This window comes from Parapusillimonas sp. JC17, assembly GCF_052180245.1.
GTDB lineage: Bacteria > Pseudomonadota > Gammaproteobacteria > Burkholderiales > Burkholderiaceae_B > Parapusillimonas.
This window is the reverse complement of record NZ_CP197474.1, coordinates 1,704,045-1,729,971: the sequence shown is the minus strand read 5'-3', so window position 1 is coordinate 1,729,971 and position 25,927 is coordinate 1,704,045. Positions and strand designations below refer to the sequence as shown.

At 62.8% G+C, this 25,927-nt stretch carries 23 protein-coding genes; 6 read left to right on the top strand and 17 right to left on the bottom strand.

Annotated elements, in window-relative coordinates; all coding sequences use genetic code 11:
• Positions 1-21 precede the first annotated feature (21 nt).
• The 3 genes from ACSBPU_RS08355 to ACSBPU_RS08345 all read left to right on the top strand — a co-directional run bounded on the left by ACSBPU_RS08355 (position 22) and on the right by ACSBPU_RS08345 (position 3,789).
• Positions 22-969 carry a tripartite tricarboxylate transporter substrate binding protein gene (locus tag ACSBPU_RS08355; RefSeq protein ID WP_442597180.1) on the top strand — a complete coding sequence of 316 codons (948 nt, stop codon included), beginning with the start codon at positions 22-24 and terminating at the stop codon, positions 967-969.
• Positions 966-1,781 carry an SDR family oxidoreductase gene (locus ACSBPU_RS08350; protein ID WP_442597179.1) on the top strand — a complete coding sequence of 272 codons (816 nt, stop codon included), beginning with the start codon at positions 966-968 and terminating at the stop codon, positions 1,779-1,781. Before ACSBPU_RS08355 ends, ACSBPU_RS08350 begins: the two co-directional genes overlap by 4 nt.
• Positions 1,782-1,899: 118 nt before the next feature.
• The gene (locus ACSBPU_RS08345; protein WP_442597177.1) at positions 1,900-3,789 is read left to right on the top strand and encodes a hypothetical protein; all 1,890 of its coding nucleotides are present in this window, start codon (positions 1,900-1,902) and stop codon (positions 3,787-3,789) included.
• Between the two features lie 108 nt (positions 3,790-3,897).
• Here ACSBPU_RS08345 and ACSBPU_RS08340 read toward each other — a convergent pair whose 3' ends face one another.
• From ACSBPU_RS08340 to flgB, 14 genes are all read right to left on the bottom strand, one after another.
• Positions 3,898-5,616 carry a methyl-accepting chemotaxis protein gene (locus ACSBPU_RS08340; RefSeq protein WP_442597175.1) on the bottom strand — a complete coding sequence of 573 codons (1,719 nt, stop codon included), beginning with the start codon at positions 5,614-5,616 and terminating at the stop codon, positions 3,898-3,900.
• A 17-nt stretch (positions 5,617-5,633) separates the two neighbouring features.
• Positions 5,634-5,996 carry a hypothetical protein gene (locus tag ACSBPU_RS08335; RefSeq protein WP_442597173.1) on the bottom strand — a complete coding sequence of 121 codons (363 nt, stop codon included), beginning with the start codon at positions 5,994-5,996 and terminating at the stop codon, positions 5,634-5,636.
• The gene (locus ACSBPU_RS08330) at positions 5,996-7,453 is read right to left on the bottom strand and encodes a methyl-accepting chemotaxis protein (protein ID WP_442597171.1); all 1,458 of its coding nucleotides are present in this window, start codon (positions 7,451-7,453) and stop codon (positions 5,996-5,998) included. Before ACSBPU_RS08330 ends, ACSBPU_RS08335 begins: the two co-directional genes overlap by 1 nt.
• 79 nt (positions 7,454-7,532) lie before the next feature.
• Positions 7,533-9,065 carry a flagellar hook-associated protein FlgL gene (gene flgL / locus ACSBPU_RS08325; RefSeq protein WP_442597169.1) on the bottom strand — a complete coding sequence of 511 codons (1,533 nt, stop codon included), beginning with the start codon at positions 9,063-9,065 and terminating at the stop codon, positions 7,533-7,535.
• Between the two features lie 17 nt (positions 9,066-9,082).
• Complete coding sequence (gene flgK, locus ACSBPU_RS08320; RefSeq protein WP_442597167.1) at positions 9,083-10,762, bottom strand: flagellar hook-associated protein FlgK; 1,680 nt, start codon at positions 10,760-10,762, stop codon at positions 9,083-9,085.
• 103 nt (positions 10,763-10,865) lie between these two features.
• Complete coding sequence (gene flgJ, locus ACSBPU_RS08315; protein ID WP_442597165.1) at positions 10,866-11,855, bottom strand: flagellar assembly peptidoglycan hydrolase FlgJ; 990 nt, start codon at positions 11,853-11,855, stop codon at positions 10,866-10,868.
• Positions 11,856-11,863: 8 nt separating this feature from the next.
• A complete protein-coding gene (locus ACSBPU_RS08310; RefSeq protein ID WP_442598273.1) occupies positions 11,864-13,006 on the bottom strand; it encodes a flagellar basal body P-ring protein FlgI in 1,143 nt (380 codons plus the stop codon).
• Between the two features lie 4 nt (positions 13,007-13,010).
• Positions 13,011-13,697 (bottom strand): flagellar basal body L-ring protein FlgH, encoded by a 687-nt coding sequence (locus ACSBPU_RS08305; protein ID WP_442597163.1) that lies wholly within the window; start codon positions 13,695-13,697, stop codon positions 13,011-13,013.
• Between the two features lie 3 nt (positions 13,698-13,700).
• A complete protein-coding gene (gene flgG, locus ACSBPU_RS08300) occupies positions 13,701-14,486 on the bottom strand; it encodes a flagellar basal-body rod protein FlgG (protein ID WP_180067366.1) in 786 nt (261 codons plus the stop codon).
• A 2-nt stretch (positions 14,487-14,488) separates the two neighbouring features.
• Positions 14,489-15,232, bottom strand: coding sequence for a flagellar basal-body rod protein FlgF (flgF, locus tag ACSBPU_RS08295; RefSeq protein ID WP_442597161.1), 744 nt, complete (start codon positions 15,230-15,232; stop codon positions 14,489-14,491).
• A 10-nt stretch (positions 15,233-15,242) separates the two neighbouring features.
• On the bottom strand, positions 15,243-16,490 hold the full coding sequence (gene flgE, locus ACSBPU_RS08290; RefSeq protein WP_442597159.1) for a flagellar hook protein FlgE: 1,248 nt from the start codon (positions 16,488-16,490) through the stop codon (positions 15,243-15,245).
• 107 nt (positions 16,491-16,597) lie between these two features.
• A complete protein-coding gene (locus ACSBPU_RS08285; protein WP_442597157.1) occupies positions 16,598-17,293 on the bottom strand; it encodes a flagellar hook capping FlgD N-terminal domain-containing protein in 696 nt (231 codons plus the stop codon).
• 26 nt (positions 17,294-17,319) lie between these two features.
• A complete protein-coding gene (flgC, locus tag ACSBPU_RS08280) occupies positions 17,320-17,736 on the bottom strand; it encodes a flagellar basal body rod protein FlgC (protein WP_180067370.1) in 417 nt (138 codons plus the stop codon).
• A gap of 19 nt (positions 17,737-17,755) precedes the next feature.
• The gene (flgB, locus tag ACSBPU_RS08275) at positions 17,756-18,169 is read right to left on the bottom strand and encodes a flagellar basal body rod protein FlgB (protein WP_442597154.1); all 414 of its coding nucleotides are present in this window, start codon (positions 18,167-18,169) and stop codon (positions 17,756-17,758) included.
• A gap of 196 nt (positions 18,170-18,365) precedes the next feature.
• Here flgB and flgA point away from each other — a divergent pair, with 196 nt between their 5' ends.
• The 3 genes from flgA (at position 18,366) to ACSBPU_RS08260 (ending at position 19,960) form a co-directional block, all read left to right on the top strand.
• Positions 18,366-19,076 carry a flagellar basal body P-ring formation chaperone FlgA gene (gene flgA, locus ACSBPU_RS08270; protein ID WP_442597152.1) on the top strand — a complete coding sequence of 237 codons (711 nt, stop codon included), beginning with the start codon at positions 18,366-18,368 and terminating at the stop codon, positions 19,074-19,076.
• A 106-nt stretch (positions 19,077-19,182) separates the two neighbouring features.
• Positions 19,183-19,479, top strand: coding sequence for a flagellar biosynthesis anti-sigma factor FlgM (flgM, locus tag ACSBPU_RS08265; protein ID WP_442597150.1), 297 nt, complete (start codon positions 19,183-19,185; stop codon positions 19,477-19,479).
• Between the two features lie 13 nt (positions 19,480-19,492).
• Entirely contained in the window at positions 19,493-19,960 is a 468-nt protein-coding gene (locus tag ACSBPU_RS08260) for a flagella synthesis protein FlgN (protein WP_442597148.1), read from the top strand.
• A 172-nt stretch (positions 19,961-20,132) separates the two neighbouring features.
• Here ACSBPU_RS08260 and flhF read toward each other — a convergent pair whose 3' ends face one another.
• From flhF to flhB, 3 genes are read right to left on the bottom strand one after another with little or no spacing between them, the layout of a single operon-like run.
• A complete protein-coding gene (gene flhF / locus ACSBPU_RS08255; protein ID WP_442597146.1) occupies positions 20,133-22,505 on the bottom strand; it encodes a flagellar biosynthesis protein FlhF in 2,373 nt (790 codons plus the stop codon).
• Positions 22,502-24,616 (bottom strand): flagellar biosynthesis protein FlhA, encoded by a 2,115-nt coding sequence (flhA, locus tag ACSBPU_RS08250; RefSeq protein ID WP_442597144.1) that lies wholly within the window; start codon positions 24,614-24,616, stop codon positions 22,502-22,504. The genes flhF and flhA overlap by 4 nt, the downstream gene beginning before the upstream one ends.
• Positions 24,613-25,773: a flagellar biosynthesis protein FlhB gene (gene flhB / locus ACSBPU_RS08245; protein WP_442597142.1), complete on the bottom strand. Its 1,161-nt coding sequence runs from the start codon at positions 25,771-25,773 to the stop codon at positions 24,613-24,615. The genes flhA and flhB overlap by 4 nt, the downstream gene beginning before the upstream one ends.
• Between the last annotated feature and the right edge of the window lie 154 nt (positions 25,774-25,927).

Below are 25,927 nucleotides of genomic sequence, written 5' to 3'. Positions count from 1 at the left end.
CATCCATCTGGAGACAACACCATGAATAAATATAAACTTCTCGGCACCGCCGCCCTGATTGCCTGGGCCGGCGCGGCAGCAGGCAAAGACGTGGCAAGACTGATCATTCCCACCGCGCCGGGCGGCGGTACCGACACGCTTTTTCGGGCCATCGCCAAATATGCCGAGCCGCACCTGGATGCCACGCTGGTCGTACAGAACGTCGGAGGCGCCGGCGGCGCAATCGGCGTGAGCCAGTTGACCCGGGCCAAGCCGGACGGCCTGACCATGGCGGGAGTGTGGATGGGCCCCATTACCGTCGCCCCCCACACGATCGATACGACGTACGGGCTCGACGATTACATACCCGTCATTCAACTGGATGCGGCGCCCTATGTGCTTTGCGTGCGTCCCGATTTCCCAGCGAAGGACGGCAAGGAGCTGCTGCAGGAACTCAAATCGAAACCCGGACACTATACCTTCGGCACCGACGGCGTCGCCGGCCCCGGCCAGTTGGCCACCGAACGCGTGTTCCAGTCCTTCGATGTCAAAGCGCGAGACATTCCATATCGGGGCGCGGGCGAAACCATGCCGGCGCTGCTGGGCGGCGTGGTGGACATCTACGTGGGCTCCGTGCCGCCCGCCGCCGCGATGGAAAAGAAGGGCGACGTGAAATGCCTATTGGCCACCGGCGCGGACCCGGTCAAGGCCCTGCCCCGCGCGACGACTCTTACCGAGCTTGGCATTCCCGAAAAACAAACGCTGCTTTGGCATGGGATCGTGGTCCCGCCCAACACCCCGGACGCCGCGGTGAAGCGCATCGAAGACGCTTTCGAAAAGGCGGCGGACTCGCCAGAAATGGCGGCTTTCTTTGAAACCGCCGGCGTGGAGAAGAGAATTCTTCGGCGCAAGGAGTTTTCCGAACACATCAGGAAGGAATACGCCGAACTCGGCGCGCTGGTGAAGAGCCTTGACCTGAAGAAGCAATGATGCAGGCGAAACGCTCTTCAGCAGACGCTCCACATCCGGACATTCGCAAGGCGCAACGGGTCGTCGTCACCGGCGCGGCCCGCGGCATCGGGCTGGCCATCGCGCGCGCTTTCCTGGCTCAGGGCGCGCAAGTGCTCGTGTGCGACAACGACGAGGCGGCGCTGGCCGCGCTTTCGCATACCGATCCAAAGCTTCGCGCCGAACGGGCCGACGTCGCCGATCCGGCATCGGTGGCGGCGTTCATGGCGGGCGCAAGCGACGCGCTCGGCGGCCTCGACGTGCTGGTCAACAACGCGGCAATTACCGGCCCCTTCGGCCCGGTCGACGAGAATGACCCGGCGCTCTGGGCGCAAGCGATTTCCGTGAACCTGGTGGGGCAGTTCAACTGTGCCCATTATGGCGTGCCTCTTCTGAAAGCGGCGGGCGGCGGCAGCCTTGTCAACATGTCCTCGGTCGCGGGGCGGCTGGGCTATCCCTTGCGAAGCAGCTACGCCGCCTCCAAATGGGGCATCATCGGACTGACGCAGACACTGGCCATGGAGCTGGGCGAATTCGGCATCCGCGTCAACGCCATCCTGCCGGGCATCGTCGACACAGAACGGCATCGCCGGCAGTTGTCCGCCCAGGCCTCACGCCTGGGCATCAGCGAAGAGGCCATGAACACGCGTTATCTGGAGACCATCTCCCTGCGCGAAAAAACAAGCGAAGAAGAAATCGCCGACCTCATCCTCTTCATCTGTTCGGCAAAAGGTCGGCATATCAGCGGGCAATCGCTGGGCGTATGCGGCAACCTCGAAACGATGAGGCGATAGCGGCATGGGGTCAGACCCCCTACGGGGTCTGACCCCAAACCCGGCATTCGGCCCATGGACAGCGCACTGCGGCGTTCCTACGATGTAACGATCCGCAACGCTTCCTATGGGGGACGCCATGGCTCAAGCAAGCATGTTCCGGCGTTTTTTCCTGCAATGCCCAGTTCAGCCCAAATCCAGATCGTTGGCGCTGTGCGGGGCGGCCGTGATCGGCCTTTTCCTCCTGCTTCCGGGAGCACCTGCGCATGCAAGCAACGATGTGATACGAGCAGCGCTCGATGCGCAAAAAGCCGTTCAGCGGGCAGTGGAGCAGGCGGAACGCGAGGAGAAAAAGCGACAGCAGGAGGCCGCTCGCAAAGCGAATCAGGACGCCCGGCGGGCGGCGCAGGCCGAGCGCGCCGCGCAGCAACGGCAGGCAAGAGCGGAAAATGAAGCACGCAAGAAGGCAGCCAGGGAAAGATTCCTGCTGACTTGCGCCAATATCCAGAAGTGGATAGACGCAGAAGCCATACCCTATTACTCGGGCGGCAGAGCCAGCACGGTGGCCATCGTGGCTGTGCTGCGAGCGGACCGCTTCGAGCCGTTTTTCGGTACGCGCTACGAGGATATGTCCGATGTCGAACTCAGGGAACTGTCGGCCTCGGCATCGCAATGCCTGCGATCCGACGGGCCGTTGACAAGCATGCCCACACGCGAGCGGTCTCTCGTCTCGCAGTCTTTGACACCTACGCAGCAATCGACGCATAAGCGCTATCTTGCCTCGTTCGAAGCGCGCGACGCAGCGCTGCAGAAGCTGGCGGACGAGGCGCTTACGCTGGAACCCAGCAAGGCGGGCGTCAATCGCTGGCGCGAGATCGCCACGCAAGCCGGCGCCATGCTGAACGAAGCACGGCCGGCCACCCGCAATGCCTACCAGGCAAACATGAAAAAGGCGGACACGGTCGCAGTAGCTCCGGCGCTACCCGGCATCGTCGACGAGGCACTGGCGACGGCCAAGGGGCTGGAAGGACTGCGTACCCTGGCAACCTTGGCGGAACGCGACGTCAATCCCCGGCTTTATAGCGAGGGAGCCATCATGGACGCAGCGGGAATCAAGACGCGCGAAGAATGCCTGGAACGACTGCGCAAGGGCATGGACGCCATTGCTGCCCAGATTGCCGCAACGGAACGAGCGCGTATCGACGCCTTGGGCACGGGCCTGGTGGCGCTGGAACAAGGAAAAATCTGGCATGCTGACTATCAAAGCCGCGTGGCGCCTTATGCCAATCATGCTTCCCGACTGAGCGAACTGCTTTCCTACTTCCGTGGAAAACGTGAACTGGCACTCGCGGCGGGCGAACCCGACTTCCAAGGTTCCATCAATCAAGCTTCGAATCATGAGGCGCTTCAACGGCTGCAGGCACAGTACCTTATGAGCGAGGACGCCTACAGCGCACCGGGCACGGCCTTGATGACCGCAATCGCCCAAAGGCGGCAAGAGATAGACAAAAGCCTGGCGCTGGGTCGGCCGACGACCGTTCCAGCCGAGCCTGCGGCCGACGGGCCAGCCGCTGCCCCATCCGGCGGCAACGCGGCGAACCGCGACACGGCGGGCGGCGAGCCGAGCGAGGAAGTGATGTACGACCTGGTCCATTCGGTGCTTGCCGATGCGACCAAGCGCCAGAACGACATGATGGCCCAATGCAGCCGCGGCGTGCGCAGCAACGACATGATGATGAACCAGGTATGCGCCGCCCTCATGCTATACAAGGGCCTGACGACCGGCATTACGGCCAACGCAGCCGTGCCCAAGATCCTGCAATTCGAAAAGCTCGGATGCGCACCTGCGGTGGGTAAGGCCGGCTATCTTTGCGATTACACGCTGGCGGTGGAAAAACAGTTGAACCCGTCCATTGTCGGCCCGGAAGCCAAAGCCCTGCTCGAAGGCTCCAGCCTGAAATCCGCGCGCTTCATCGAAAGCCGCAGCAAGGGCTGGATGATGATTTATTCGGACGACGCGGTGCGCTGAAATGAGGGGTCAGACCCGTTGGGGAAGTGAGGGGTCAGACCCAATGGGTCTGACCCCATATGCCGCTGAAAGGGGTCAGACCCCGTACGGGGTCTGACCCCTCAAACATCAAGAATAAGAGCTTTCCAGCGCTCCGATGCCGCGCGGGCCGGCTACTTCGACGGACTTGGCCGGCATGTCGATGACTTCGTTGGCGTTGATCTTGAAGACCGACACGGCGTCGGCCAGGCGCTTGGCCTGTTCCTGCAGCGAGCCGGCGGCCGCGGCGGCCTCTTCCACCAAGGATGCGTTCTGCTGAACGACACCGTCCATTTCGGTGACGGCGCGGTTGACCTGGTCGATACCTTCGGACTGCTCGTGCGAGGCCGAGGAAATTTCGCCCATGATGGTGGTGACGCCCTGCACCGAGCCGACGACTTCGCGCATGATCTCGCCTGCGTCGCTGGCCTGCTTGGCGCCGGCCTGGACCTTGCGCTGCGATTCTTCGATCAGCACCTTGATTTCCTTGGCGGCCTGGGCGCTGCGCTGGGCCAGCGAGCGGACCTCGCCGGCGACCACCGCAAAGCCCTTGCCCTGCTCTCCGGCGCGGGCGGCTTCGACCGCGGCGTTGAGCGCAAGGATATTCGTCTGGAAGGCGATGCCGTCGATCACGCCGACGATTTCCGCCATCTTGCCCGAGCTGGTGGAGATTTCCTGCATGGTCTCCACGACTTCCGATACCGCTTTACCCCCACGCAGCGCGACTTCCGAGGCGCTCTTGGCCAGGCTGTCGGCTTCCGTCGCGTTGTCGGTGTTCTGGCGCACGGTGCTGGCCAGCTCCTCCATGCTTGCGGCGGTTTCCTGCAGCGCCGCAGCCTGCTGCTCGGTACGGCTGCTCAGGTCCGTATTGCCAACGAAAATTTCGCGCGAACCGAGGTTGATCTCCTCGACGCCGTCCCGCACCACGCTTACGGTGCGTGTCAGGCTTTCCTGCATGCGGCGCAGCGCATCGTACAGAACACCGATCTCATTGCGGGACTGCATGTCCACGCGCTGGGTCAGGTCGCCGTTGGCGATGCGGTCGAAATGCGTGCCCGCTTCGACCAGGCGCCGGACGACCATGCGGCCAAAGACGATGCGCATCAGGATCATCAGCAAGAAACCCATGACCACCGCCCCGCCGATCGCGATGATGGCGGTATGGAAGCTTTTCTCGGCCTCGTTGTAGAAACCGGCCTGAACACGATCCACATGGTCGACAAACGCCTCGATGCCTTCCTGGAACGCCGCGGCCCGAGCGATGCCGAATTCATTGTTCACGAAATAGAAGGTCGTGTAGTCGTTGGTTTCAAGCGCCTGCACCATGGGTTCGATGCCGTCATCGATGTAGGGCCGGTAGGAGCTGATGATGCGGGTTGCAAGACGGCGGCCTTCCGCCGTTTCGGCAGCGTCCTTGCGGAATTCATCGTATTCGTTCTTGACCAGCTCCAGCTTTTGCTTGGCGGTATCCAGCATGTTGCGAGCGCCTTCATTTGCGCCAGTGCCGGCCGCGGCGGACTCCTGCTGGTAGCGCGCGGCAACCAGGAGCGAAACCCGCGCATCCAGCATGTGCATGCCGAGTTGATAGACCTGCTGCGCGCGCTTGTTCTGGCGCGCCATGGCATTGACCTGATCCAGGTTGTTGGAAAGGAACCAGGCGCCCATACCGCCCACCGCGACGATCAGGACCATGAACATGGCCAGCACCAGCATGAGCGTGGTGCTGACTTTGGCGTCGGACAAACGAAAGCGGCGCTTGTTGCGGGATTTCTTTTTATCGAGAGCCGAGGTTTTTTTGGAAGTAGACATAACAGGACCTAAGAACTTTAGAAACTGCGAACCGGCGCCGCATGTTCGCCGTCATACCCATACTGATTCATGCGTGGGATGTTGATTGCATTGACAACGCGCTCATACCGGCCGTCGGGGCCGAAGGAAAGCCATAGCTCGCGGTTGAAGTACACGGCATCGGTCGCCAGCGTGGACTTGTAGGCCCATCTGGCGAGCACCGAGCCGTCCGACTGCCGATAGACATCCACCGGATCAGCGTGCATCAATGCACTGGCCTGTTGCAGCGTCGTCTGGCCAGGGGTGATCAAATACAGCGACGACGTATCGAAATTGCGCCCGACCGTACTACATGCCGCCAAAGCGAATGCAATGCTCAGAACCGATAAGGCGCGGTACATCAGAACTCGACCCACTCGTCATCGGCCGGGTTGCTTTGCTTGGATGCGCCGGGCGTTTTCATGACGTAGGAAGGCCTGCCGGCAGTGGATTCGGACGTAGCGGGTGCCGGCTTTTGCGCGGCGGACGCCTTGCGCACGCGTTCGGCTGTGCGGGCGGCGGCCGGCGCGGCCCCGTTGTGGCCCAGCGCCGCGGCGGCGCCGGGAGGCGCGGCTTTGGCGGATTCCGGCTTATGGCCCGCATCCAGTGCCGGTGCGCGCCTGGCGGGAGCCGCCACTTGCTTGGCCGGTACGTCGATGATCTGGTTGCCCAAGAGCTTGTAGCCCGCCACCACGGAACTGATGCTGCCGACCTGTTCGCTGAGCGACACGGCGGAATTCGCGGCGTCCTGGACCAGCACGGCGTTCTGCTGCGTGACGTGGTCCATCTGCATGACCGCCCGGTTGATCTGGTCGATACCCGATGATTGCTCGGTCGTCGCCGCGGAGATCTCGCCCATGATGTCGGTGACGCGCGCCACCGAATCCACGATTTCCTGCATGGTCGCGCCTGCGCGTTCGACCTGCACCGACCCTTCCGATACCTGGCGAACCGAGTCTTCGATGAGCTGTTTGATTTCCTTCGCGGCCTGCGCGCTGCGCTGCGCGAGCGCCCGCACCTCGGAGGCCACCACGGCAAACCCCTTGCCCTGTTCGCCGGCGCGCGCGGCTTCCACCGCCGCGTTCAAGGCCAGGATGTTAGTCTGGAAAGCGATGCTGTCGATCACGCCCACGATGTCGGAAATCTTGCGCGACGCGGAAGAGATACCCTCCATCGTCGTCACGACTTCGCCCACCGCCTGCCCGCCGCGCTGCGCGACTTCGGAAGCCGTGGCGGCCAGTTGATTCGCCTGGCGCGCGTTGTCGGCATTCTGCTTGACCGTGCTGGCAAGCTGCTCCATGCTGGCCGCCGTTTGCTGCAAGGCGGCCGCCTGCTGCTCGGTGCGGCTGCTGAGGTCGGAATTGCCGGCCACGATGTGCTGCGAGCCGTTCTGGATTTCGTTCATGCCCAAGCGTACCGTGCCCACGATACGGACGAGGTTATCTTGCACATGCTTGAGCGCCAGGTGCAGCGTGCCGATTTCATTGTCGGAGACAACTTCGATGCGCTGCGTGAGATCACCCGCGGCAATCTGTTCGAATTGGCTGCTGACATGCTCCAGCGGACGCAGCACGGCGCGGGAAAGGGTGTAGTACAGCAAGATGACCACCAGCACGGCCAGGACCAGCAGGCCCGCGTACACATAGGTGACCGTGGAGAAATGCTGCTCCACCGCCGACGCGGCGCCCGCGCCGCCCAGCAGCGCGCTGACCTGCCCCTGGCTGTACCAGCCGGTGAATATCGCGCCCAGGGTCAACAGGCATAACAGGAAAACCACTATCGATAGGCTGGTTCTAAGCCGCAACTCTGTGAAACTCATTAATTATTCTCACTTTCCTAACAAACCGTAACGGTGATGTCCAAGTGCTGTCTCCACCTGCCACAACAAAGCATGTGCTTTATTGTGTCATGTTGAATAAGCTTGTGGCCTGGATTTTCTTGAATGCCATCGCGGCTGCTTCCAGCGCTGAAGTGCGCAACTGGAGCTGGGCGGTGGCGGCGTAATAGTCAAGGTCTTCCAGCTTGGAAAGCTGGTTGGTGTAGCTCAGATGCCGCTGGGCGCCATTGGCGTTCAAGGCGTCCACTTCATTCATGCGAGCGCCCACCGACGAGCGGACGGTGAGCACATTGTTGTAGTTGACGTCGATGCGCTGCAGGGCGGTGGCCAGCATGTTCTGGAACTGGGCGCCGCCCGCGGTTCCGCCCGTACCGTTCTCGAGCGCCGCGATGATGCCATCCAGCGTATCGAAGATATTGAGGTCGGTGTTGACGCCATCGGCAGTGGGCTCGATCGTAAACTCGAATCCGCTGTCCGGGCTTGTGCCTAGATACACTTCAAGGCCTTCATTGGTCAGGGACAGCATATTCGTCGCAGGGTCGAAAGAGGCCGTGCTTGTGACCGGATTTCCGTCGAGATCCGAGTAGCTGACGGTGTAGTCTGTGCCATCGAAACCGACTTGATAGCTGGTGTTGGGCAAGACCTTGGACGCATCGACCACCTTCGGCGTGCCCATGATGGGCGCGGTCGAAGGACCGGGGACAGTCGTGGGATACGCCGTGTAACCCGGCGCGCTGACCGGCTCGATCGTGAACTTGTCGCCCGTTGCCGGGTTGCCGCCCAGTTCGACCTGCACCCCGCCCTGCAATGTAATGGTGTTGACTTTCCCGGGCGTGAATCCAGAGCCGACGAACTCGTAGACACTGTTGCCGGCGGCGTCCAGGACATCGACCGAATAAGAAGTGGGCGAGGTGAAATTCACGATGAAGGTATTGCCTACGCCGTAGCCGCCCGGGTCGGTCAGCGTGGGCTTGCCCACGGTGCCGGAGCCCGTATTGTTCGAATCGGCGCGAGTCAGATAGCCCTGAGTGCCTGGCGCCGCACGCCCGAAGATGTCGCTGCCCACATCGCTGCTGGCGATCTGGCGCGTCTGGTCGGCCTGGATCTTGCGCTGATTGCTGTCGCCCATGTAGACGACCTTGCCGCCGACTTCCTGAAATGGCGAAACGTCGCCCCTGGCGCCCGAGAACAGATACTGCCCGCTTCCGTCGGTGGCATTGGCCAGGCCCAGCAGATTGGTACGTGCCTCTTTCAGTACGTTGCCGAGCGTGGCCCTGTCCACGTCGGACATCGTGCCGTTGCCGGCCTCCACCAGACGCGTCTTGACGTCCTGCAGCAGCAGGGTCACCGAATTCAAGGTGTTTTCTTCCAGCCCCAGGTTGCGGTTCAGCACGCTGCGATTGGCATCGAAGCGCGCATTGAGGCTTTGCGACTGGCTGATGTTCACGGCCTGCGCCGCCGCCAGAGGGTCGTCGGCCGGCGTGACCATGCGCTGGCCGCTGGCAACCTGCTGATAGATATGCATCAGGTCGGATTGCTGGGCATTGATGGAGTTCAGACCGGTCTGGAAGAACAAGGAGGAACTGATACGCATGGTCGAAATCCTGAAAATTAACGCAGATTGAGCAAGGTATCGAACAGCGAAGAACTGACGTCGATCAGTTTGGACGCCGCGCGGAACTGTTCCTGGAACTGCATCAGTTGTACGTATTCTTCATTCAGGTTCACACCGGACACCGCCTGCTGAGCCGAGAAATTCTGTTGGATCAGGGTGGCGGTAGCCTTCGCTTCCGTGCCGTTCTGCTGGGTCAGCACACCCACCTTGTTGACGATCTGAGAGTAGGCTTCGTTAAAGCTCATGGAGCCATTGCCCAGCGTTTTCTCGGTTTGCAGCTTCGCCATGGCCAGCGCGTTGTCGCCATTGGCAGTACCGGTTCCCGGCGTCGCCGCGGCGATCTTGGCCGGGTCGGTGATCTCGAGCTTGAGCGTCGTCCCTGCGGCGCGCGTGGGCTGGATGAGCCAGCGGTCCGCCGCTGAGCCAGGACCAGGGGCGCCATTTGAAAGTGCGATGGTAATGCCGCCAACGCTCACTTGGGCAGGTGAAGAGGTCGGAAAGGACTGGACCGCACCGCCTGGAAGCGTAGTAAGCTGGAAGGCAACCGGATTGCCTCCAGAATCCCGCTCCACGGAAATCCGATAGTCGTCGGCGGTCAGGCCATTGACGTCGTCAAGCGTTACGGTAACGGTGGGCGCGCCCGCGGAATTGCTGCCCGATGGCAGCACGGTCACGGGACCCACGCTGAAGAAATCTGTAGCGGGATCACCCGCCAGGTCAACCCCATTGCCATGGGCGTCGTTCATGGCATGGGCCAACCCCATGGCAAGCCGTCCCAGATTGTTCTGCACAGTATCCAGGGCCTCATGGCGATACTGGAGCAGCCCGGCCAGCTTGCCGCCCGTGATGCGGCTTTCGTCCAGTTCGATGCCGTGCGCATTGCCGCTGTTGTCGACGATGGTGTAGGCTACGACCGTGCGCTGCGGATCGTCGGCGGAAGGCTGCGCGCGCAAGGGGTAAACGGTATCCGCCCCGAGCAGCATCTGGCCATTGCCGATGGACAGGTTGATTCTGCCGTCCTGTTCGAAGGACTTCACCCCGACCAGCTGGTTCAGCTCGGTCAGCAACTGGTCGCGCTGATCCAGAAGATCATTGGGTTCGTGCTGCGAAGAGGAGGCACGCGCCTCGACGATCTTGGTGTTGAGGTCGCGAATGCGCACTACATAGCTGTTGACCTGTTCAACGACGGTCGAAATCTGGGTATTGATATTGCCGCGCTGGTCATTCAAGAACGCATTGGCATCATTGATCTGCCCCACCAGGCTGGCGGCGCGGCCCAGGAGCTCCTGGCGCGCTGCGCTGTCGGCCGGCTCGGACGCCACGGCCTGAAGGCCGTCGAAGAACTTCTGCAATGCGGGCGTGATGCCCACCGTGCGGTCGGCAAACAGATTGTTGATCTGCACGATTTCGTTGCCGTAGGAGGTGATCGATGCCCCCTTGCTCTGCGCGTCGGCCAGTTGCTTGTACAGGAAGCCGTCGTAGGCGCGCTGCACGGTGACCGCCTGGACGCCACGGCCGATATAGCCTGCGGCGGTTGCCTTGGCCCCCGCCGTCTGCACCAGCACCGTTTGACGGTTGTAGCCTTCCGTCGTGGCGTTGTTGAGGTTGTGGCCGGCCGTTTGCAGGCGGTTCTGCGCCGCATTCATTGCAGAAAGACCCAGGTTGGCTAAGTTCATGTTTGAATCCGCTTACAGTCGGGCCGGCACGCATGCCGTCCGCGTTTAAATACGTTGTGTCAGGTTAACGACCAGCGGCCCGAAAGCTTTAGCCCGCGCGGGCTCAATCACGGGACGCCAGGCGCTTGCCTGAATCGAAATACGACATGATGGAAATCAGCTTGTCCGAATACTTGGGATCGGTGGCATAGCCCGCTTCCTGTATGCGCCTCGCGGCGTCCTCCGCCGTGCGGGCTTCCACCACGGCGCCGTAGCGCTTGTTCTGGCTGATCAGGCGCGCATAATCGGCAAAAGACTCCTCGTAGGAATCGTAGGCGCGGAACGGCTGCTTCACTTTCTGCGGCACGCCATTTTCGTACTCGGTCGTCATCACATGCACGACCTTGCCCTTCCAGCCGGGACTGGCCTTGATCCCGAACAGGTTGTGGGACGTGCTGCCGTCCTCGCGACGGATCTCGCTGCGGCCCCAGCCCGATTCCAGCGCCGCCTGGCTCAGTATCAGCTTTTCCGGCACGCCGCTTTCGCGCGCGGCCACGCGGGCGGCGTTCGTCATGCGGCTGACGAAATTCTGTATGTGCTCCGGCGCGCCCTTGATCGCGGAATAGATTCTTTCCGTTGCCGGGTTACTTGTCAGCAAGCCGATCAGCGCGTCGATGGATGGCGCGTCTTCGCGCCGCGATGCGCCGATCGATGAACGAAGACCGGGGAGGCGCGATTTGGCCAGCTCGGGCGGAACGGCCTCGCCTTCCGTTTCAGGCGCGCCGCCCCTGGCGCGCCGGATCTGGTCCAGCAAGGCTTGCGCCAGGCCGATGCCGGGCTTGGACAGGCTCAGGGCCATTTGCTCGTCGGACATGCTCTGGGCCAAACGGGTCTGGTCGCTGTCGAGCATGGTGGGTGTGGCCGCCTGCCGGGCCTGCTTGAGCATCTGCTGCAGGAACAAGGCCTCGAATTGCTGGGCGACCTGCTTTTCCTGGTCGGCGCTTGCGCCCTGCGGACCGCTGACGCCTTTCTTCAGGCTGTCCAGGCCACGGAAGTCCAGCGCTGAGGGCGTTTGTGCATTTCCAGGCCGCGGGATGTATTGAACAAAGGTCATGGCCGCGCCTAAATGATTTCCAGGTCCGCGCGCAGCGCGCCGGCGCTCTTCAGGTTCTGCAGTATCGATAGCAGGTCCTGCGGGGTCGCGCCCAGGGCGTTCAAGGCCCGGACCACGTCGGCCAGGTTGGCGCTGGTGCGCACATGCTGCACGCTGCCGGCTTCCGACCGCATCTCGATATTGGTGTTCTCGGTGACCACTGTCTGGCCGCCGGCGAAAGGCGTGTCGGGCTGATTGACCTGCTGTTCCCGGCTGATGACGACGGACAGATTGCCGTAAGCGATAGCCGCCTCTTCTATCATCACCGTGCGATTCATCACCACCGAGCCGGTGCGGGCGTTGATCACCACTTTCGCGCGGGCCGGCGGCAACTGCACCTGGGTGTTCTCGACACGCGAAAGAAAGGCGGTCTGGGCAGCCGGATCGGTGGGCCCGCGAAGCTGGATGACACGCCCGTCCAGCGCCGTGGCGACACCGGAGCCGAACTGCTTGTTCAGCGTCGTGACCACATTCTGCGCGGTCCCGAAATCCGTGTCGTTCAGTTCCAGCCGGATGATGCCGTCGCGCGCATAGGCCGTGGGAACGCTCCGTTCGACGATGGCGCCATTGGCGATGATGCCGCCGTTTAGCTGGTTGACCTGCACGCTGGATCCGCCGGCCTGGGCACCGGCGCCGCCGACCAGCAGGTTGCCCTGGGCAAGCGCATAAACCTGGCCGTTGGCGCCCTTGAGCGGGGTCATCAGCAAGGTGCCGCCGCGCAGGCTTTTGGCGTTGCCCATGGAAGACACGACGACGTCCAGCGCCTGACCCGGTTGGGCAAAGGCCGGCAAGCGCGCGGTCACCATGACGGCTGCCACGTTCTTGACCTGCATATTGGTGCCCTGCGGCACCGTCACGCCCAGCTGGGACAGCATGTTCGTCAGGCTCTGCTGCGTAAAAGGCGTTTGCCTGACCTGGTCGCCACTGCCGTCCAGGCCCACGACCAGACCGTAGCCGATCAACTGGTTTTCGCGCACACCCTGGATGGACGCCAGATCCTTGATGCGGTCGGCCTGCGCGGCCGTTGCGGCAAGCCCGCACACAGCGGCCAGCGCGGCTCGCGACAACAAGCGCCACAACGCAGGGAGACGGAGGTATCGAAACGCGGCCATCATGTCAGAACGGAGAAATATTCAAGAAAAAGCGCTGCAGCCAACCCATGGTCTGGACTTCGTCCATCACGCCCTTGCTTCGGAATTCGATTCGGGCGTCCGCCACCTGCGTGGACGAAACGGTATTCGAGCCCGTGATGGAACGTGGGTCCACGACGCCGGAGAAACGCAAGTGCTCGCTGCCCCGATTGATGGCTATCTGCTTGTCGCCCGCAATCTGGAGATTGCCGTTGGGCAGCACCCCGACGACCGTGGTCGTCAGCGTGCCCGCAAAGGTGTTGTCGGCACGCGTCGAACCCTTGCCGTCCATGGCGTTACCGCCTTCCACGTCGAAGTTCTGCTTGTCCCCCACGCTGCTGGGCAGGAAAGCCGGTACGCCGTCCCATCCCAGCGAGGCGCTGCCCGTGCGGTTGGTGGAGGTCTGCACGTTCTTGGCGGCGTTGGTCTTTTCCTGTATCACCACCGTCACGATATCGCCCACGTTGCGCGGCCGCCTGTCCTCGAACAAGGGGTAATTGCCGTAGGCCGTAGGCTGATAGATCGAACCGTTGGCCTCGGCGGCCGGCATGGACGGCAGCGGCGGCTGCGCGGTCAACGGGCCGGTCACGACCGGCTCGGGCGGCACCAAGGCGCAACCCGACGCCACAGCCAGCGCCAGGCAGGAGACAAGACGAAAAACTCGTTTAAGCATCGATTACAGTTGCGCCAGGCGTGCCAGCATTTGATCGGAGGTCTGGACCGCCTTGCTGTTCATTTCGTAGGCACGCTGGGTGGTGATCATGTTGACCAGCTCTTCCGCCACGTTGACGTTCGACGTTTCGGTGTACTGCTGCAACACCAGTCCAGCGCCGTCCAGGCCGGGCTGCCCGAAGTTCGCGGGGCCCGACGCATCGGTTTCCACATACAGGTTCTCGCCCATGCTCTGCAAGCCGGTGGGGTTGATGAAGGTGCTGAGCTGCAGCTGGCCGATCTCGACATTGGTGCCCACCGCGCCGGGCTGGGTGACCGACACCGTGCCGTCCCGCGCTATCGTGATCTCCAGGGCGTTGTCGGGAATATTGATGGGCGGCTGTACAGGATAGCCGCCGGCCGTCACCAACTGGCCGTTCTGATCCACCTGCAGGCTTCCGTCGCGGGTGTAGGCGAAGGTGCCGTCGGGCATTTCCACCTGCAGGAATCCCTTGCCCTGTATGGCGATATCCAGGCTGTTGCCGGTATTTTTCAGGTCGCCCTGGGTGTGGATGCGCTCGGTGGCCACGGTGCGTGCGCCCGTGCCAAGCTGCAGTCCGGATGGCAACTGATTGGCCGCGCCCACTTGAGCGCCCGGCTGGCGTACGGTCTGGTACATCAGCTCTTCGAACACGGCGCGCGTGCGCTTGAAGCCGTTGGTGTTGACGTTGGCCAGGTTGTTGGAAATCACATCCATATTGGTTTGCTGTGTTTCCAAACCAGTTTTGGCGATCCAGAGAGAACGTATCATGTTTAATTACTCGACAATATGGAATTGGCGCGCTCAGCGTTGGTGCTGGCGTCCTGGATGACCTTCATCTGCAGTTCGAAGCGGCGGGCGTTGGCGATCATGCCCACCATGGCCTCGGCGGCATTCACATTGCTTTTTTCAAGAAAACCCGAAACCATGCGTACTTGCGGATCCTGCGGCGCGGGCTGGCCATTGGCCAGGCGGTAGACGCCATCGTCGCCCCGCAGCATGTCTGCGGCGGGCGGGTTCACCAGCTTGAGCTGGCCCAGCATCTGCAGATCATTGGGATTGTCGCCGGCACCCAGCGCGGAAATCTGGCCATCGACCGAAAACGTGACGATGCCGCGCTCCGGCACTTCCACGGGTGCATTGTCGGCCGATAGCACCGGGTAACCTTGCTGGGTGACCAGCAGGTTGTCCTGGTTCACGGCCAGCTCGCCGGCGCGTGTGTAAGCTTCGCCTTGCGGCGTCATCACGCTGAACCAGCCGTCGCCCGTAATGGCAAGGTCCAGGGCGTGACCGGTTTCCGTCATCACGCCCTGCTGGAAACTGCTGCCGGGGGTGGCCGTTACGGTGCCGACCCTTGTGGGCAGGCCCTGCTCGCTGACCAGCGGCACGGAACGGTAGTGCGCCATCTGCTCGCGAAAGCCGGTCGTGCTGACGTTCGCCAGGTTGTTGCTGATGACGGACTGCTGTTCCAGTACGCGGGCGGCGCCGCCCGCCGCCGTGTAGATGATGCGATCCATTTATGCCGTCTTAGCGCATGGTGATCAAGGTCTGCAGGAGCTGGTCCTGCGTCTTGATGGTCTGGGCATTGGCCTGGTAGGTGCGCTGGGCGATGATCATGTTGACCAGTTCCTGGCTCATGTCCACGTTGGACTCCTCGACGGCCTGGCCGACGATGCTCGCCAGGCCGTTGGAGCCGGGCGTGCCCAGCAGCGGCTGTCCGGACTGCGCCGTTTCCACCCAGGCGTTGCCGCCCACCGCCTGCAAGCCCTGCACGTTCGCGAAGTTGGCCAGCACGAGCTCGCCCATTTCCTGGGTTTCGCCGTTGGTGTAGCTGGCGATGATCTTGCCGTCCGGCGCGATGGCCATGCTGGCGTAGGCGCCCGTGGGGTAACCGTCTTGCTTGAAGGTGTAGCCGAAATCGCCGGCGAACTGGGTTGAGTCAGCGTAGCTGATGGGGACAATCAATGGGTCAGATCCGGCGATTGCACCAAAATTGACCGATGTCGTCTCGCTGGCCGGGGTGAGGGTTCCATCGGAATTGAAAGATATGGGAAAAGGACTTGGAGCAGCGGCTACCGGGTCATTGTTGAGCTGGTAATAAACTTGCCATTGATTGTCCGTATTTGTTTTACGGAAATACTGAGTCAACTGATGGTCTTTGCCCAAAGAGTCATACACCGTCATGCGCACGACGTGGTTGTAGCTGCCAGGATCCGGAGTATTGGTAGCGGGGGCCGGCAAATTGGTGCCCCAAGCCACTGCAGGCATCTGCTCAGCCTGATCCAGATTGAACTTGACCCTCACACCTGCTTGCGTGGCATCCGGATGCGTACCCGTCGCACGTGGCGCGATGTTGCCGCTGGGCACCTGGATGGGCGTAGGCACGGTGCCGCGCACGCCGGTGGCGGGGTTATCCATGAAGCCAGTGAGCCTGTGCCCCTGCGCATTCACGAGATAGCCTTCCTCGTTCGCCGAGAACTGGCCATTGCGCGTGTACATCACGGCGCCGCTGGTATCCAGGACACGGAACAGTCCGTTTGCGCCATCGATGGCCATGTCGAACTGGTTGCCGGTGATGGCCACCGTTCCGATGGTGAAGCGCTGATTGACGGCGGCCACCTGCGTACCCAGGCCGCGGGACGACGCGAAGACGTCGGCGAAGGTTGCCGTGGCGCCCTTGAAGCCGACCGTGGCGGAGTTGGCGATGTTGTTGCCAATGACATCCAGATTTTGCGATGCGGCGTTCAAGCCGCTCAAAGCCTGTCCGAAACCCATGATTTAACCTCGTGTAATGATCTTCAAGTATCTGCTGGAGCCTTCGCAACTGCGAAGGCGCTCGTTTATTGTGTTGCCTTGGCATGGGCCGCCGACCCATGCCTGAACTACATGATCTTGCGGATGTCCAGCAGCGAATAGCTGCCCGCCAGGCCCAGGTCCAGCTGCAGGCCGGTGGACGAATACGCCACGCTGGACACCTTGCCATAGGTCAGCGCACCCACCGATACCGGACCGTTGGAAGCGTCGTAGGCGGCGACCTGCACGTTGTAGGCGCCGTCCGGTGCGGGCACGCCGCCGTCGTCCTTGCCGTCCCATTCCAGGGAATACACGCCCGAAGGCGTGGCGTCCATTTCGATCGTGCGGATGGCCTTGCCGGAATTGTCGGTGATGGTGACCACGACCTTGGCCGCACCAGAAATCAGGTCCATGCCAAACGGCGTGGCGACCTTTGCGCCGCCCTCGCCCGTGCTGCCCAGGGAGATCTTGCTGCCGGGCACCAGGACGTCCTTGCCGATCAGCGATGCGGCCTGCATGGACTGCGACACGTCCATCTGCCCCGACAGGGCCAGCAAGGTGTTGTTCAGCTGGTTGATGCCATTCACCGTGGACAGCTGCGCAATCTGCGAGGTCACTTCGGCGTTGTCCATGGGATTGAGCGGATCCTGGTTCTGCAACTGCGTCACCAGGAGCGTCAGGAAGCGCTCCTGAGTATCGTCCATCAGGCTTTTTGTGCTGTTGGTGGCGGCGGCCAAGGCGGTCGCCGCGCTGCCTGCGCCATCTGTTTGGTTGATCGTGGTCACTGATCGCTCCGTAAAGAAAATGCGTATTACTGACCGATGGTCAGAGTGCGCTGCATGAGGCTTTTGGCCGTGTTGATGACTTCCACATTGGCTTGGTACGAGCGTGAAGCCGAGATCATATTGACTGTTTCGGCCACCACGTCGACGTTCGGCATGGTGACGTAGCCGTCTTCGTTGGCCAGCGGATTCTTGGGGTCGTACTGCAGGCGATGCGGCGCATTGCTTTCCAGCACCTGCGCCACCCGCACGCCGCCGACCGAGTTCGGCGCCTGCTGGCTTTCGACGGGCGTCATCTGGAAAACGACCTGGCGCGCGCGATAGGGCTGGCCGTCCGGGCCGACCACGCTGTCGGCGTTGGCCAGGTTGCTGGCCGTGACGTTCATGCGCTGCGACTGCGCGGTGAGCGCCGAACCGGCAATCTGAAATATGCTCAATGTGGACATGGATGCTTCCTGCCTGGGCTTATTGCTGCAAGACGGACATCAAACTCTTGATGCGCGCCGAAATGACGGAGATATCGGTCTGGTAGCGCATGGTGTTGTCGGCGAACTGGACGCGCTCGACGTCCATGTCCACGGTGTTGCCATCCAGACTGGGTTGTAGCGGTTGCCGGTACAGCAAGTCGGCGGTCTCGTTTCCCGCGGCCTTGCCCGGTATGTGCCGCGCCGCGGTCAGGGCCAACTGGGTATCAGGCAAGCGAAGGCTGCCGCTTCCACCCATGGCATCCTGCAGGGCGGCGCTGAAGTCGAAGTCGCGCGCCTTGTAAAATGGCGTGTCCGCATTGGCGATATTGGCGGCCAGGACTTCCTGGCGCTGCTGCCGCAGGCCAAGCGCGAGTTGATGAAACTTTAAGTCGTCGCCGATTCTGTCGATCATTTGCCGTCCACCGGATTGCCGGGGCCTTAACGATAAAATGGGGCCGCCATCGCGGCCGTGTGGATGAGCGGTCTTTCACCACTCCTACACCAGCATAGTAAGGTGGCTGCGGCTTCGACAAAGTATGAAATAAGGCGCTAATTGACAGCCAATTCCCGGCTTGAGACCGCTCTGCCTTGCCGCTACAATTTCGACCATGCCCAAGCTCTTTGCACTGCTTACCCTGATCGCGGGGTCTTCCGCCCTGCTGACGGTGTCGGCCGCCTGGGGCCAGCGGGCGCAATCCTTGCAGGATCCCGCCCAGGTCGTTGCCGAAGTCGAAGCATTCCTTCAGGCCCAGGCCGTCGTTTACCCCGGTTCCGCCTCCATTTCAGTCGAAACACCCCGCCTTGGCCAGCAGTCCCAATGCGATCGCCTTGAGCCTTTTCTAAGCAGTGGACAGCGTCTGCGCTCACGCATGACGGTCGGCGTCCGCTGCATGGCGCCCAACGCCTGGACGACCTATGTGCAGGCCAACCTGAGCATCCAGGGCTATTACTACGTTGCCAATCGCAGCATCAACGTGGGCGACACGCTCGGCCTGGATGACCTGAACGCGCGCGAAGGCGATATCCTGCGCCTGTCGAACGGCGTCGTCTTCGATCCCAGTCAGGTTGTGGGGTACATTGCACAGCAGCGCATACCTGTCGGCGCGCCGATCAAGTCCAGCGCCTTGCGCGACCCCGACTCCATTGTGCGCGGGCAGGCCGTGCGCACCGAGGCCCGCGGCGTGGGCTTCGTAGCCAACGGCGAAGGCCAGGCCCTGCAAAGCGGCGCACCCGGTGCGCAGATACAGGTCCGCACCAGCTCCGGCCAAATTGTTACAGGTACGGTGGTGAACGGCACCACCGTTCAGGTTACGATGTAGGCATCGGCCATGAAATGCCGCAATTAGGCTAAAGATTGACGCCTGTTGGCCGTAAAGAAAGGCAGGTCCACGCAGTAAACTACCCGCCAGCATTACGGAGATCGCTTTGAAAATCACTTCACCCTCTATCAAAAGCCCGGCAGCCAGCCCTTTGGCAGGCGCACGGACGGACAGTGGGACCAGTGCATACGCGTCCTCCGCTTCTACCACTGCCGGCGGCAAAGGCGCGGTGGATCTCAGCGCGGCGGCGCGCAATCTGTCCAGCCTGGAAAGCAGCCAGAACGACGTGAATGTCGCCCGCGTGCAGGAAATCCGCGACGCCCTGGCTTCCGGCCAGCTCAAGATCGATCCCAGCCGCATTGCCGACGGCCTGCTTGCCAGCGTGCGCGACCTGCTGAAATAACCATTTTTCCCACATGAACGAAGCCGTCACACAGCTTGAAGACAGCCTGCAGCAAGAGCTCGAGCTGGTTCAGGAATTCAACACCATCCTCGAAGCCGAAGCCGAAGCCCTTTCGGCCGGCAACGACGGCGCATTGACGGACAGCACCGCAAAAAAAAACCAGTACGCCGAACTTTTGGCCGCGGCGGGCCAACGGCGCAATCAGCTGCTGAACCAGATGGGATACGAAGCCGACAAGGCAGGACTGGATGCCGCGGTCAAGGACCATGCGTCGCTGCAGGCCGGCAGCAAGGCCTTGCTGGACCAGGCCCGGCGCGGCCAGGAGCTGAACACCGCCAACGGCATCATGATCGATACCTTTCTGGCCCATAACCAGCAAACCCTCGACACCTTGCGCCAACTGGCGGGCATTGGCGATTTGTACGACGCCAAGGGCCGCAGCCGCTCCAGCAAGGCCAAGACCCGGAATATCAAAGCGTAGAGCCTGATGGGGGTCAGACCCCGTCGTCTTTGAGTGAGGGGTCAGACCCCGCAGGGGTCTGACCCCGGGGCTGTGCTTGAAGGAAGGGACAGACCCCTGCGGGGTCTGTCCCTGATCAACGGTTAAAGGGTCAGACCCTTGCAGGGTCTGACGCTGTGCAGCGGTTAAGGGGTCAGACCCCATTCGGGGTCTGACCCCACAGTTCTTTCAAGGCGAACAATTTGTACAAGGCCTGGGTCGGGCTCAGGCCCGGCAAGCCGGGTTTCGAGATCAGGTCGCCCCCCACCCTGCGGGCGAGCGCGGCGTCGGGCGACTGCTTGAGCTCCCAAGCGGCAAGGCCGGACTGCATCGCCACCAGTGCTTTCTTCTGAGCGGCCTGGGCATCGCCACGCCGGGGCAGCATCTGCCAGATGCGGGCGCTGAAGCGCATGGCCTGTTTCACTTCCGACTTGAGCAGCAGCGCGCGCGCCAGTGTTTCGATGTCCGTGCCGGCAGCGGGCGCGTTGCCGATACCCAGCAAAGACTTGATGACGGACCCGGTTGCCCGGTCAACGAGGCGCAGGGACACCAGGCATACGTCCAGGTCCGGGCTCTGCCGGGCGGTCAATCGGACTGCTTCCGAAGCGACCCAAAGCGCGATATTGCTTCCAGGCTGGCCTGCGATCTCGGCAAACTGCGGGAGCTTGGCGTCGTCTCCGATCAGGCTGTGCCGCAGTGTCTTGGCAACCGCGCGGGCCGTGCTTGCACTGCCGTCCGCTTCGACCCGTGTGGTCGGAGCGCACACCGCCAGCCACCGCCCGTCCAGGCCATGGACACGGCGCCACACCGCCTGAGTCCCGCCATCGAACACATGCAGGACCGGCAGGCCCGCGTGTCCGTCGGTCAGCCATTCGATCTGGTGAAGCAAGGCGTCGGCCGCGGACGGCGCAGATTGGGCGCTGTCGCCGCTGGACGACAACCAGCCCTGCCCGGATGCGAGCTGCTGCATGGGCGTGGCCAAGGCCTGGCCTTTGTCGCCGAAGAGCATCGTTGTCCTGAGCTGCATGCGTTCGCCGTCGGACGGCGCCAGGGAAATCTGGTCATGAAGGGCCAGCAGCAAGGGAAAGCCGCCCGCCGACATTTCGTTCTGGGCGACCCGCATCATGTGCCGGACATAGCTGTCCAGCGGCGCGGGATCCGCTCGTTCGGAAGTCTCGCCACGCCACAGGTCGTAGGCCTCGGAGACGGCGGCGCAGTCGTCGATGTACGCGCACGCCGACGCGATGTCGGCCATGGACAGTTCCGAACCCATTTCACCGGCCATGGAAAGCAGCCGCGGCAGAAGATGCTTGCGGCGCGTCTCGGCCAACGCCGCCTCGGCCTGCTCGCCGGACGGTTTGCTGATCGACATGAGCGCGGCCAGATCGGCTTCGGTGGGCGCGTACAACGCCTTGACGTGATGGCTGTGCACGAGCGCCTGGTCGACCAGCTCGGCAGCGTGCAGGAAATGCAGGTCTTCGGGAACCTTCTGCCCCGTCGAGACATAATGAATGGGCAGCTTGTAGCGCAGCGCGGTATCCAGTGCGGCGCCCAGGCGGCTCGCTTCGTCGGCCTTGGTGATGATGCAGCCTTTCAGCGGCGTGCCGCCATCATTGGCATAGTTGCGGGCGACTTCATCGAGCGTATCCCCATGGCTGGAGGCATTGAGCACCAGCAATCGGGTAATCGGCCGGCCCGCCCCTGCCAGCATGGCTGCCTGCTCGCCCACGTAGCGATCTCGCTGGCTGATGCCCACGTTGTCGATCAGCAGGGTCTGGTCGGGCCTGACCGTCTGCATGACCTGGCGCAGTTCATTCACGTTCTGGACGACGTGTACCGGCACGCGGAGCATTTGCCCGTATATCTTGAGTTGCTCGTGGGCGCCGATCCGATAGGTGTCGGTCGTGACGAGAACCAGGCCGCCCGGACCGGACCGACGCACGCAGCGCGCCGCCAGCTTGGCGATGGTCGTGGTCTTGCCCACGCCGGTGGGGCCCACCAGCGCCAGGGCCAGGCCGGGCTGCCAGAGATCGTCTTCGCTGCTCAGGACCGGCAAGTGGCGGACCAGCTCATTGCGCGCCCACTGGAAGGCCGCCTTGGCGGACAACTGTTCAGGCAGGCGCTTGAGCATGGCCCGCAGCAGCGCCGTGCTGAAACCGAATCCCAACAGAGTCTGGAACAGTGTCACGGCTTGCGGCGCCCGCCTCAGTTGGTTGCCCCAGAGCAATTCGTCGATGCGGCTTTCGAGCGCGCCGCGCATGTCGCCGATGGCGCTCATGACGTCGACCGGCTGAGCCTTGTCCGAGAGGACGGATGGCGGCAGGTCCGCGGCGCCCGCCGGGGCCTGTGCCTGCGCCTGGCCCTGAGCCTGCTGCGCCGCCGCGGCCGACGTTGGATCGGTGGCGAGGATCTCCACGCCACCATTGACACGGCGATTCGATACGATGAGGGCATCAGGCCCAAGAGCCAGGCGCACCTGCCGCAATGCTTCGCGATTGGTGCTGCCGAAGAAACGACTTATGTTCACGCTGCGCTACCACCTATCACCGCGGTAATCCGCAGGACACGTTCATCGGGGATTTCAACACTGGAGAGCACGCCCAGCTGCGGGAAATGATGCCGCAGAAATCGTGACAGCGATGGGCGCAGGACCGGTGGAACCACCAGCACCGCCGCATCGCCATTGTTCTCCTGGGATTGTACCGCGCGATCCGCTTCTGTCAGCACGCTTTCAGCCAGGCCTGGCTCCAGGGCGCCGCTGGTGGTCAGCGCCTGCGTCAGCACCCGTTCCAGGCGGGGATCCAGGCCGATGACCCGCAGTTCACCCTCGCCCGGGAACCACTGCTGCGTGATGGCCCGGCCAAGCGCGGCCCGGGTGAGCGCCAGCAACTCGCCCGCATCCGGCCCGGTGCCGTTCGGGTTGAGCGCGGCCAGCCTTGGCGCGTGCTCCGCCAGCGTTTCGATGATGGTGCGCGCGTCGCGTATCGGCACTTCTTCGTCCAGCAGGCCTCGCAACAGCTTCTGTAGCAGCGTCAGGCTGACGGTCTTGGGCACCAGGTCTTCGACCAGTTTGGGCGCTTCGCGGCCGATATGGTCGAGCAATTGCTGGACCTCCTGGCGTCCAAGCAATTGCGCCCCGTAACGATGCATCAGATGGTTCAAGTGAGTGGCGATGACGGTGCCTGCATCCACGACGGTGTAGCCGGCAATCTGCGCCTGTTCGCGCAGACCGACATCGACCCAGACGGCAGGCAGGCCAAAAGCCGGATCGGTGGTGGGCGTGCCGGGGAGCTTCATGGTCACGCCGCCCGGATCGATGGCGAGCCACTGGCCGGGCGTGGCCGAACCGCGCCCCACTTCCACGCCCGACAACAGGATGCGGTAATCGTTGGGCTTGAGCTCGAGGTTGTCGCGTATATGGACGACGGGCGGCAGGAAGCCGACATCCTGGGCGAATTTCTTGCGCAGGCTGCGGATGCGATGCAGGAGTTCGCCATTCTGCGCATGGTCGACCAGGGATATCAGGCGATAGCCCACCTCGAGTCCCAGCGGATCCACCAGCGACACGTCATCCCAGCTCGCCTCGGCGGCGGCCGCCTCGACGGCCGCCTGCACTTTCTGCGGCTCTTCCACCAGCTTGGCACGCTCCGCCACCTGACGCTTATGCATGTACCAGCCGCCGGTCGCCATTGCAGCAGCCAGCAACAGGAAGGCCACGTGCGGCATGCCTGGAATCAAGCCCATGGCGGTCATGATGCCCGCCGTGATGAACAGCACATTCGGATTGGCAAACAGCTGGCTGACCATCTGCTGGCCCACGTCCTGGTCCGTGGCCACGCGCGACACCACCACGCCCGCCGCCGTGGAAATCACCAGCGCGGGAATCTGGGCGACCAGGCCGTCGCCGATGGTCAGCAAGGTATAGACGCGGCCCGCTTCGCCAAAGCTGAGGTCGTGCTGCGCCACGCCGATGATAAGGCCGCCGACGACGTTGATGACCATGATGAGCAGGCCGGCGACCGCGTCGCCCCGCACGAATTTACTGGCGCCGTCCATGGAGCCGTAGAACTCGGCCTCCTGACTGACTTCCGTACGGCGGCGCCTGGCTTCGTCTTCGCCGATCAGCCCGGCGTTCAAGTCGGCGTCGATCGCCATCTGTTTGCCCGGCATCGCGTCCAGCGTGAACCGCGCGCCGACTTCGGCGATACGCCCCGCACCCTTGGTGATCACGACGAAGTTGATGATGACCAGGATCACGAACACCACGATCCCGACGGCGAAGTTTCCGCCCACCAGAAAGTGCCCGAAGGCCTCGATGACCTGTCCGGCGGCGTCCGGGCCCTTGTGTCCATTCATGAGCACGACGCGGGTCGAAGCCACGTTCAGGGCCAGCCGGAGCAGCGTGGCAAACAGCAGGACGGCCGGGAAAGCGGCGAAGTCCAGCGGCTTCTTGGTGAACATCGCAACCAGCAATATCATCACCGACAACGAGATATTGAAGGTGAACAGCAGGTCCAGGATGAAGGGCGGCAGCGGCAGGATCATCATGGCAAGTACCATGAGGATCAGCACCGGGCCCGCCATCAGGCGCGCATGCGCGGAACCGCTGTCTTTGAGTATGGCTAAAAAACTGTTCATGATGCGTTTACCGCAACCTTTTCCTTGCTTTCAGGGTCCAGCCCCGGTGGAATGACCAACTGCTCGGGACGCCGTGGCTCGGCGCCCGTACCCATGTTCCAGTTGCGCAGCTGGAACACCCAGGCCAGCACTTCGGCAACGGCCGAGTACAGCACGGCCGGGATCTCCTGGCCGATCTCGACGTTGTGATAGAGCGCCCGGGCCAGGGGTGGCGCGCTCAGGATGGGTACCTTGTGCTCTTCGCCCACGCCGCGTATGCGGGCCGCCGTCAGGCCGGAGCCTTTCGCAACGACCATCGGCGCGCCCTGCTGCCCTTCCTTGTACGACAGCGCCACCGAATAGTGGGTGGGGTTGGTGACGATCACGTCCGCCTTGGGGACCTCGGCCATCATCCGGCGCCGCGCCATCGCCCTTTGCTGCTGCCGGATCCGCCCTTTCACGTGCGGATCGCCGTCGCTTTCCTTGTTTTCCTGCTTCACGTCCTGCCGCGACATGCGCAGCTTCTTGAAATGGCTGAACAGCTGCCAAGGGGCGTCGATCAGCACGATCACGATCAGTCCGCTCACGATCAGGGCGCAGCACAAGGCGACCAGGCCGATGCCCGCGGCCAGCGCCTCGGTCGGAGACGCATGCATCAGCGAGATCATCTGGTCGATATGCCGGGTGATGACCATGACGGCCACGCCGCCCACCACGGCCGCCTTGACCAGCGTCTTCAGCAGCTCGACCAGGGTCTGCGCGGAAAACATGCGGGCGACGCCTTTCAGTGGATTGAGCCGTTCGAATTTCGGTGCCAGCGCCTTGGCCGACAGCAGCAGGCCGCCGAGCAGCACCGACGCCAGCACGGCCATGACCGTCAGCAGTCCGAACATCGGCAGGAGCATGAACAAGGCCTGGGTCGCGGAACCGGCCGCGACGTCGAGCATGACCTTGGCATCGTGCCCCACGCGCACATCGAACCATAGCCCCGCACGCAGGATATCGGTGAGGCGCTGGTACATGCCCGCCCCGCCTATCCACAACACGGCGACGCCGGTGGCCAGCAAAAGAAAAGTATTCAGCTCGCGCGAACGCGCAACCTGCCCTTCCTCGCGCGCCTTCTCCAGGCGCCGGGGTGAGGCCGGTTCGGTTTTCTCGAGGTCGCTGTCCTCTGCCATTCAATGCCCAAAAAGTGACTGGTCACAATGATCCAGGCAGATTCTAATCGACCGCCTGAGCGGTGAATGGGCGGAGCTATGCGGAGAAAAGCGCTCAATTCGGCGGGGCGGGGTCAGACCCCAAATGGGTCTGACCCCAGGTGCGCGTTTGAGG

Bases quoted from the DNA above. Each gene is read 5' to 3' on its own strand.
- ACSBPU_RS08355 (WP_442597180.1), top strand. From the start codon at position 22: ATGAATAAATATAAACTTCTCGGCACCGCCGCCCTGATTGCCTGGGCC.
- ACSBPU_RS08350 (WP_442597179.1), top strand. From the start codon at position 966: ATGATGCAGGCGAAACGCTCTTCAGCAGACGCTCCACATCCGGACATT.
- ACSBPU_RS08345 (WP_442597177.1), top strand. From the start codon at position 1,900: ATGGCTCAAGCAAGCATGTTCCGGCGTTTTTTCCTGCAATGCCCAGTT.
- ACSBPU_RS08340 (WP_442597175.1), bottom strand. From the start codon at position 5,616: ATGTCTACTTCCAAAAAAACCTCGGCTCTCGATAAAAAGAAATCCCGC.
- ACSBPU_RS08335 (WP_442597173.1), bottom strand. From the start codon at position 5,996: ATGTACCGCGCCTTATCGGTTCTGAGCATTGCATTCGCTTTGGCGGCA.
- ACSBPU_RS08330 (WP_442597171.1), bottom strand. From the start codon at position 7,453: ATGAGTTTCACAGAGTTGCGGCTTAGAACCAGCCTATCGATAGTGGTT.
- flgL (WP_442597169.1), bottom strand. From the start codon at position 9,065: ATGCGTATCAGTTCCTCCTTGTTCTTCCAGACCGGTCTGAACTCCATC.
- flgK (WP_442597167.1), bottom strand. From the start codon at position 10,762: ATGAACTTAGCCAACCTGGGTCTTTCTGCAATGAATGCGGCGCAGAAC.
- flgJ (WP_442597165.1), bottom strand. From the start codon at position 11,855: ATGACCTTTGTTCAATACATCCCGCGGCCTGGAAATGCACAAACGCCC.
- ACSBPU_RS08310 (WP_442598273.1), bottom strand. From the start codon at position 13,006: ATGGCCGCGTTTCGATACCTCCGTCTCCCTGCGTTGTGGCGCTTGTTG.
- ACSBPU_RS08305 (WP_442597163.1), bottom strand. From the start codon at position 13,697: ATGCTTAAACGAGTTTTTCGTCTTGTCTCCTGCCTGGCGCTGGCTGTG.
- flgG (WP_180067366.1), bottom strand. From the start codon at position 14,486: ATGATACGTTCTCTCTGGATCGCCAAAACTGGTTTGGAAACACAGCAA.
- flgF (WP_442597161.1), bottom strand. From the start codon at position 15,232: ATGGATCGCATCATCTACACGGCGGCGGGCGGCGCCGCCCGCGTACTG.
- flgE (WP_442597159.1), bottom strand. From the start codon at position 16,490: ATGGGTTTCGGACAGGCTTTGAGCGGCTTGAACGCCGCATCGCAAAAT.
- flgC (WP_180067370.1), bottom strand. From the start codon at position 17,736: ATGTCCACATTGAGCATATTTCAGATTGCCGGTTCGGCGCTCACCGCG.
- flgB (WP_442597154.1), bottom strand. From the start codon at position 18,169: ATGATCGACAGAATCGGCGACGACTTAAAGTTTCATCAACTCGCGCTT.
- flgA (WP_442597152.1), top strand. From the start codon at position 18,366: ATGCCCAAGCTCTTTGCACTGCTTACCCTGATCGCGGGGTCTTCCGCC.
- ACSBPU_RS08260 (WP_442597148.1), top strand. From the start codon at position 19,493: ATGAACGAAGCCGTCACACAGCTTGAAGACAGCCTGCAGCAAGAGCTC.
- flhA (WP_442597144.1), bottom strand. From the start codon at position 24,616: ATGAACAGTTTTTTAGCCATACTCAAAGACAGCGGTTCCGCGCATGCG.
- flhB (WP_442597142.1), bottom strand. From the start codon at position 25,773: ATGGCAGAGGACAGCGACCTCGAGAAAACCGAACCGGCCTCACCCCGG.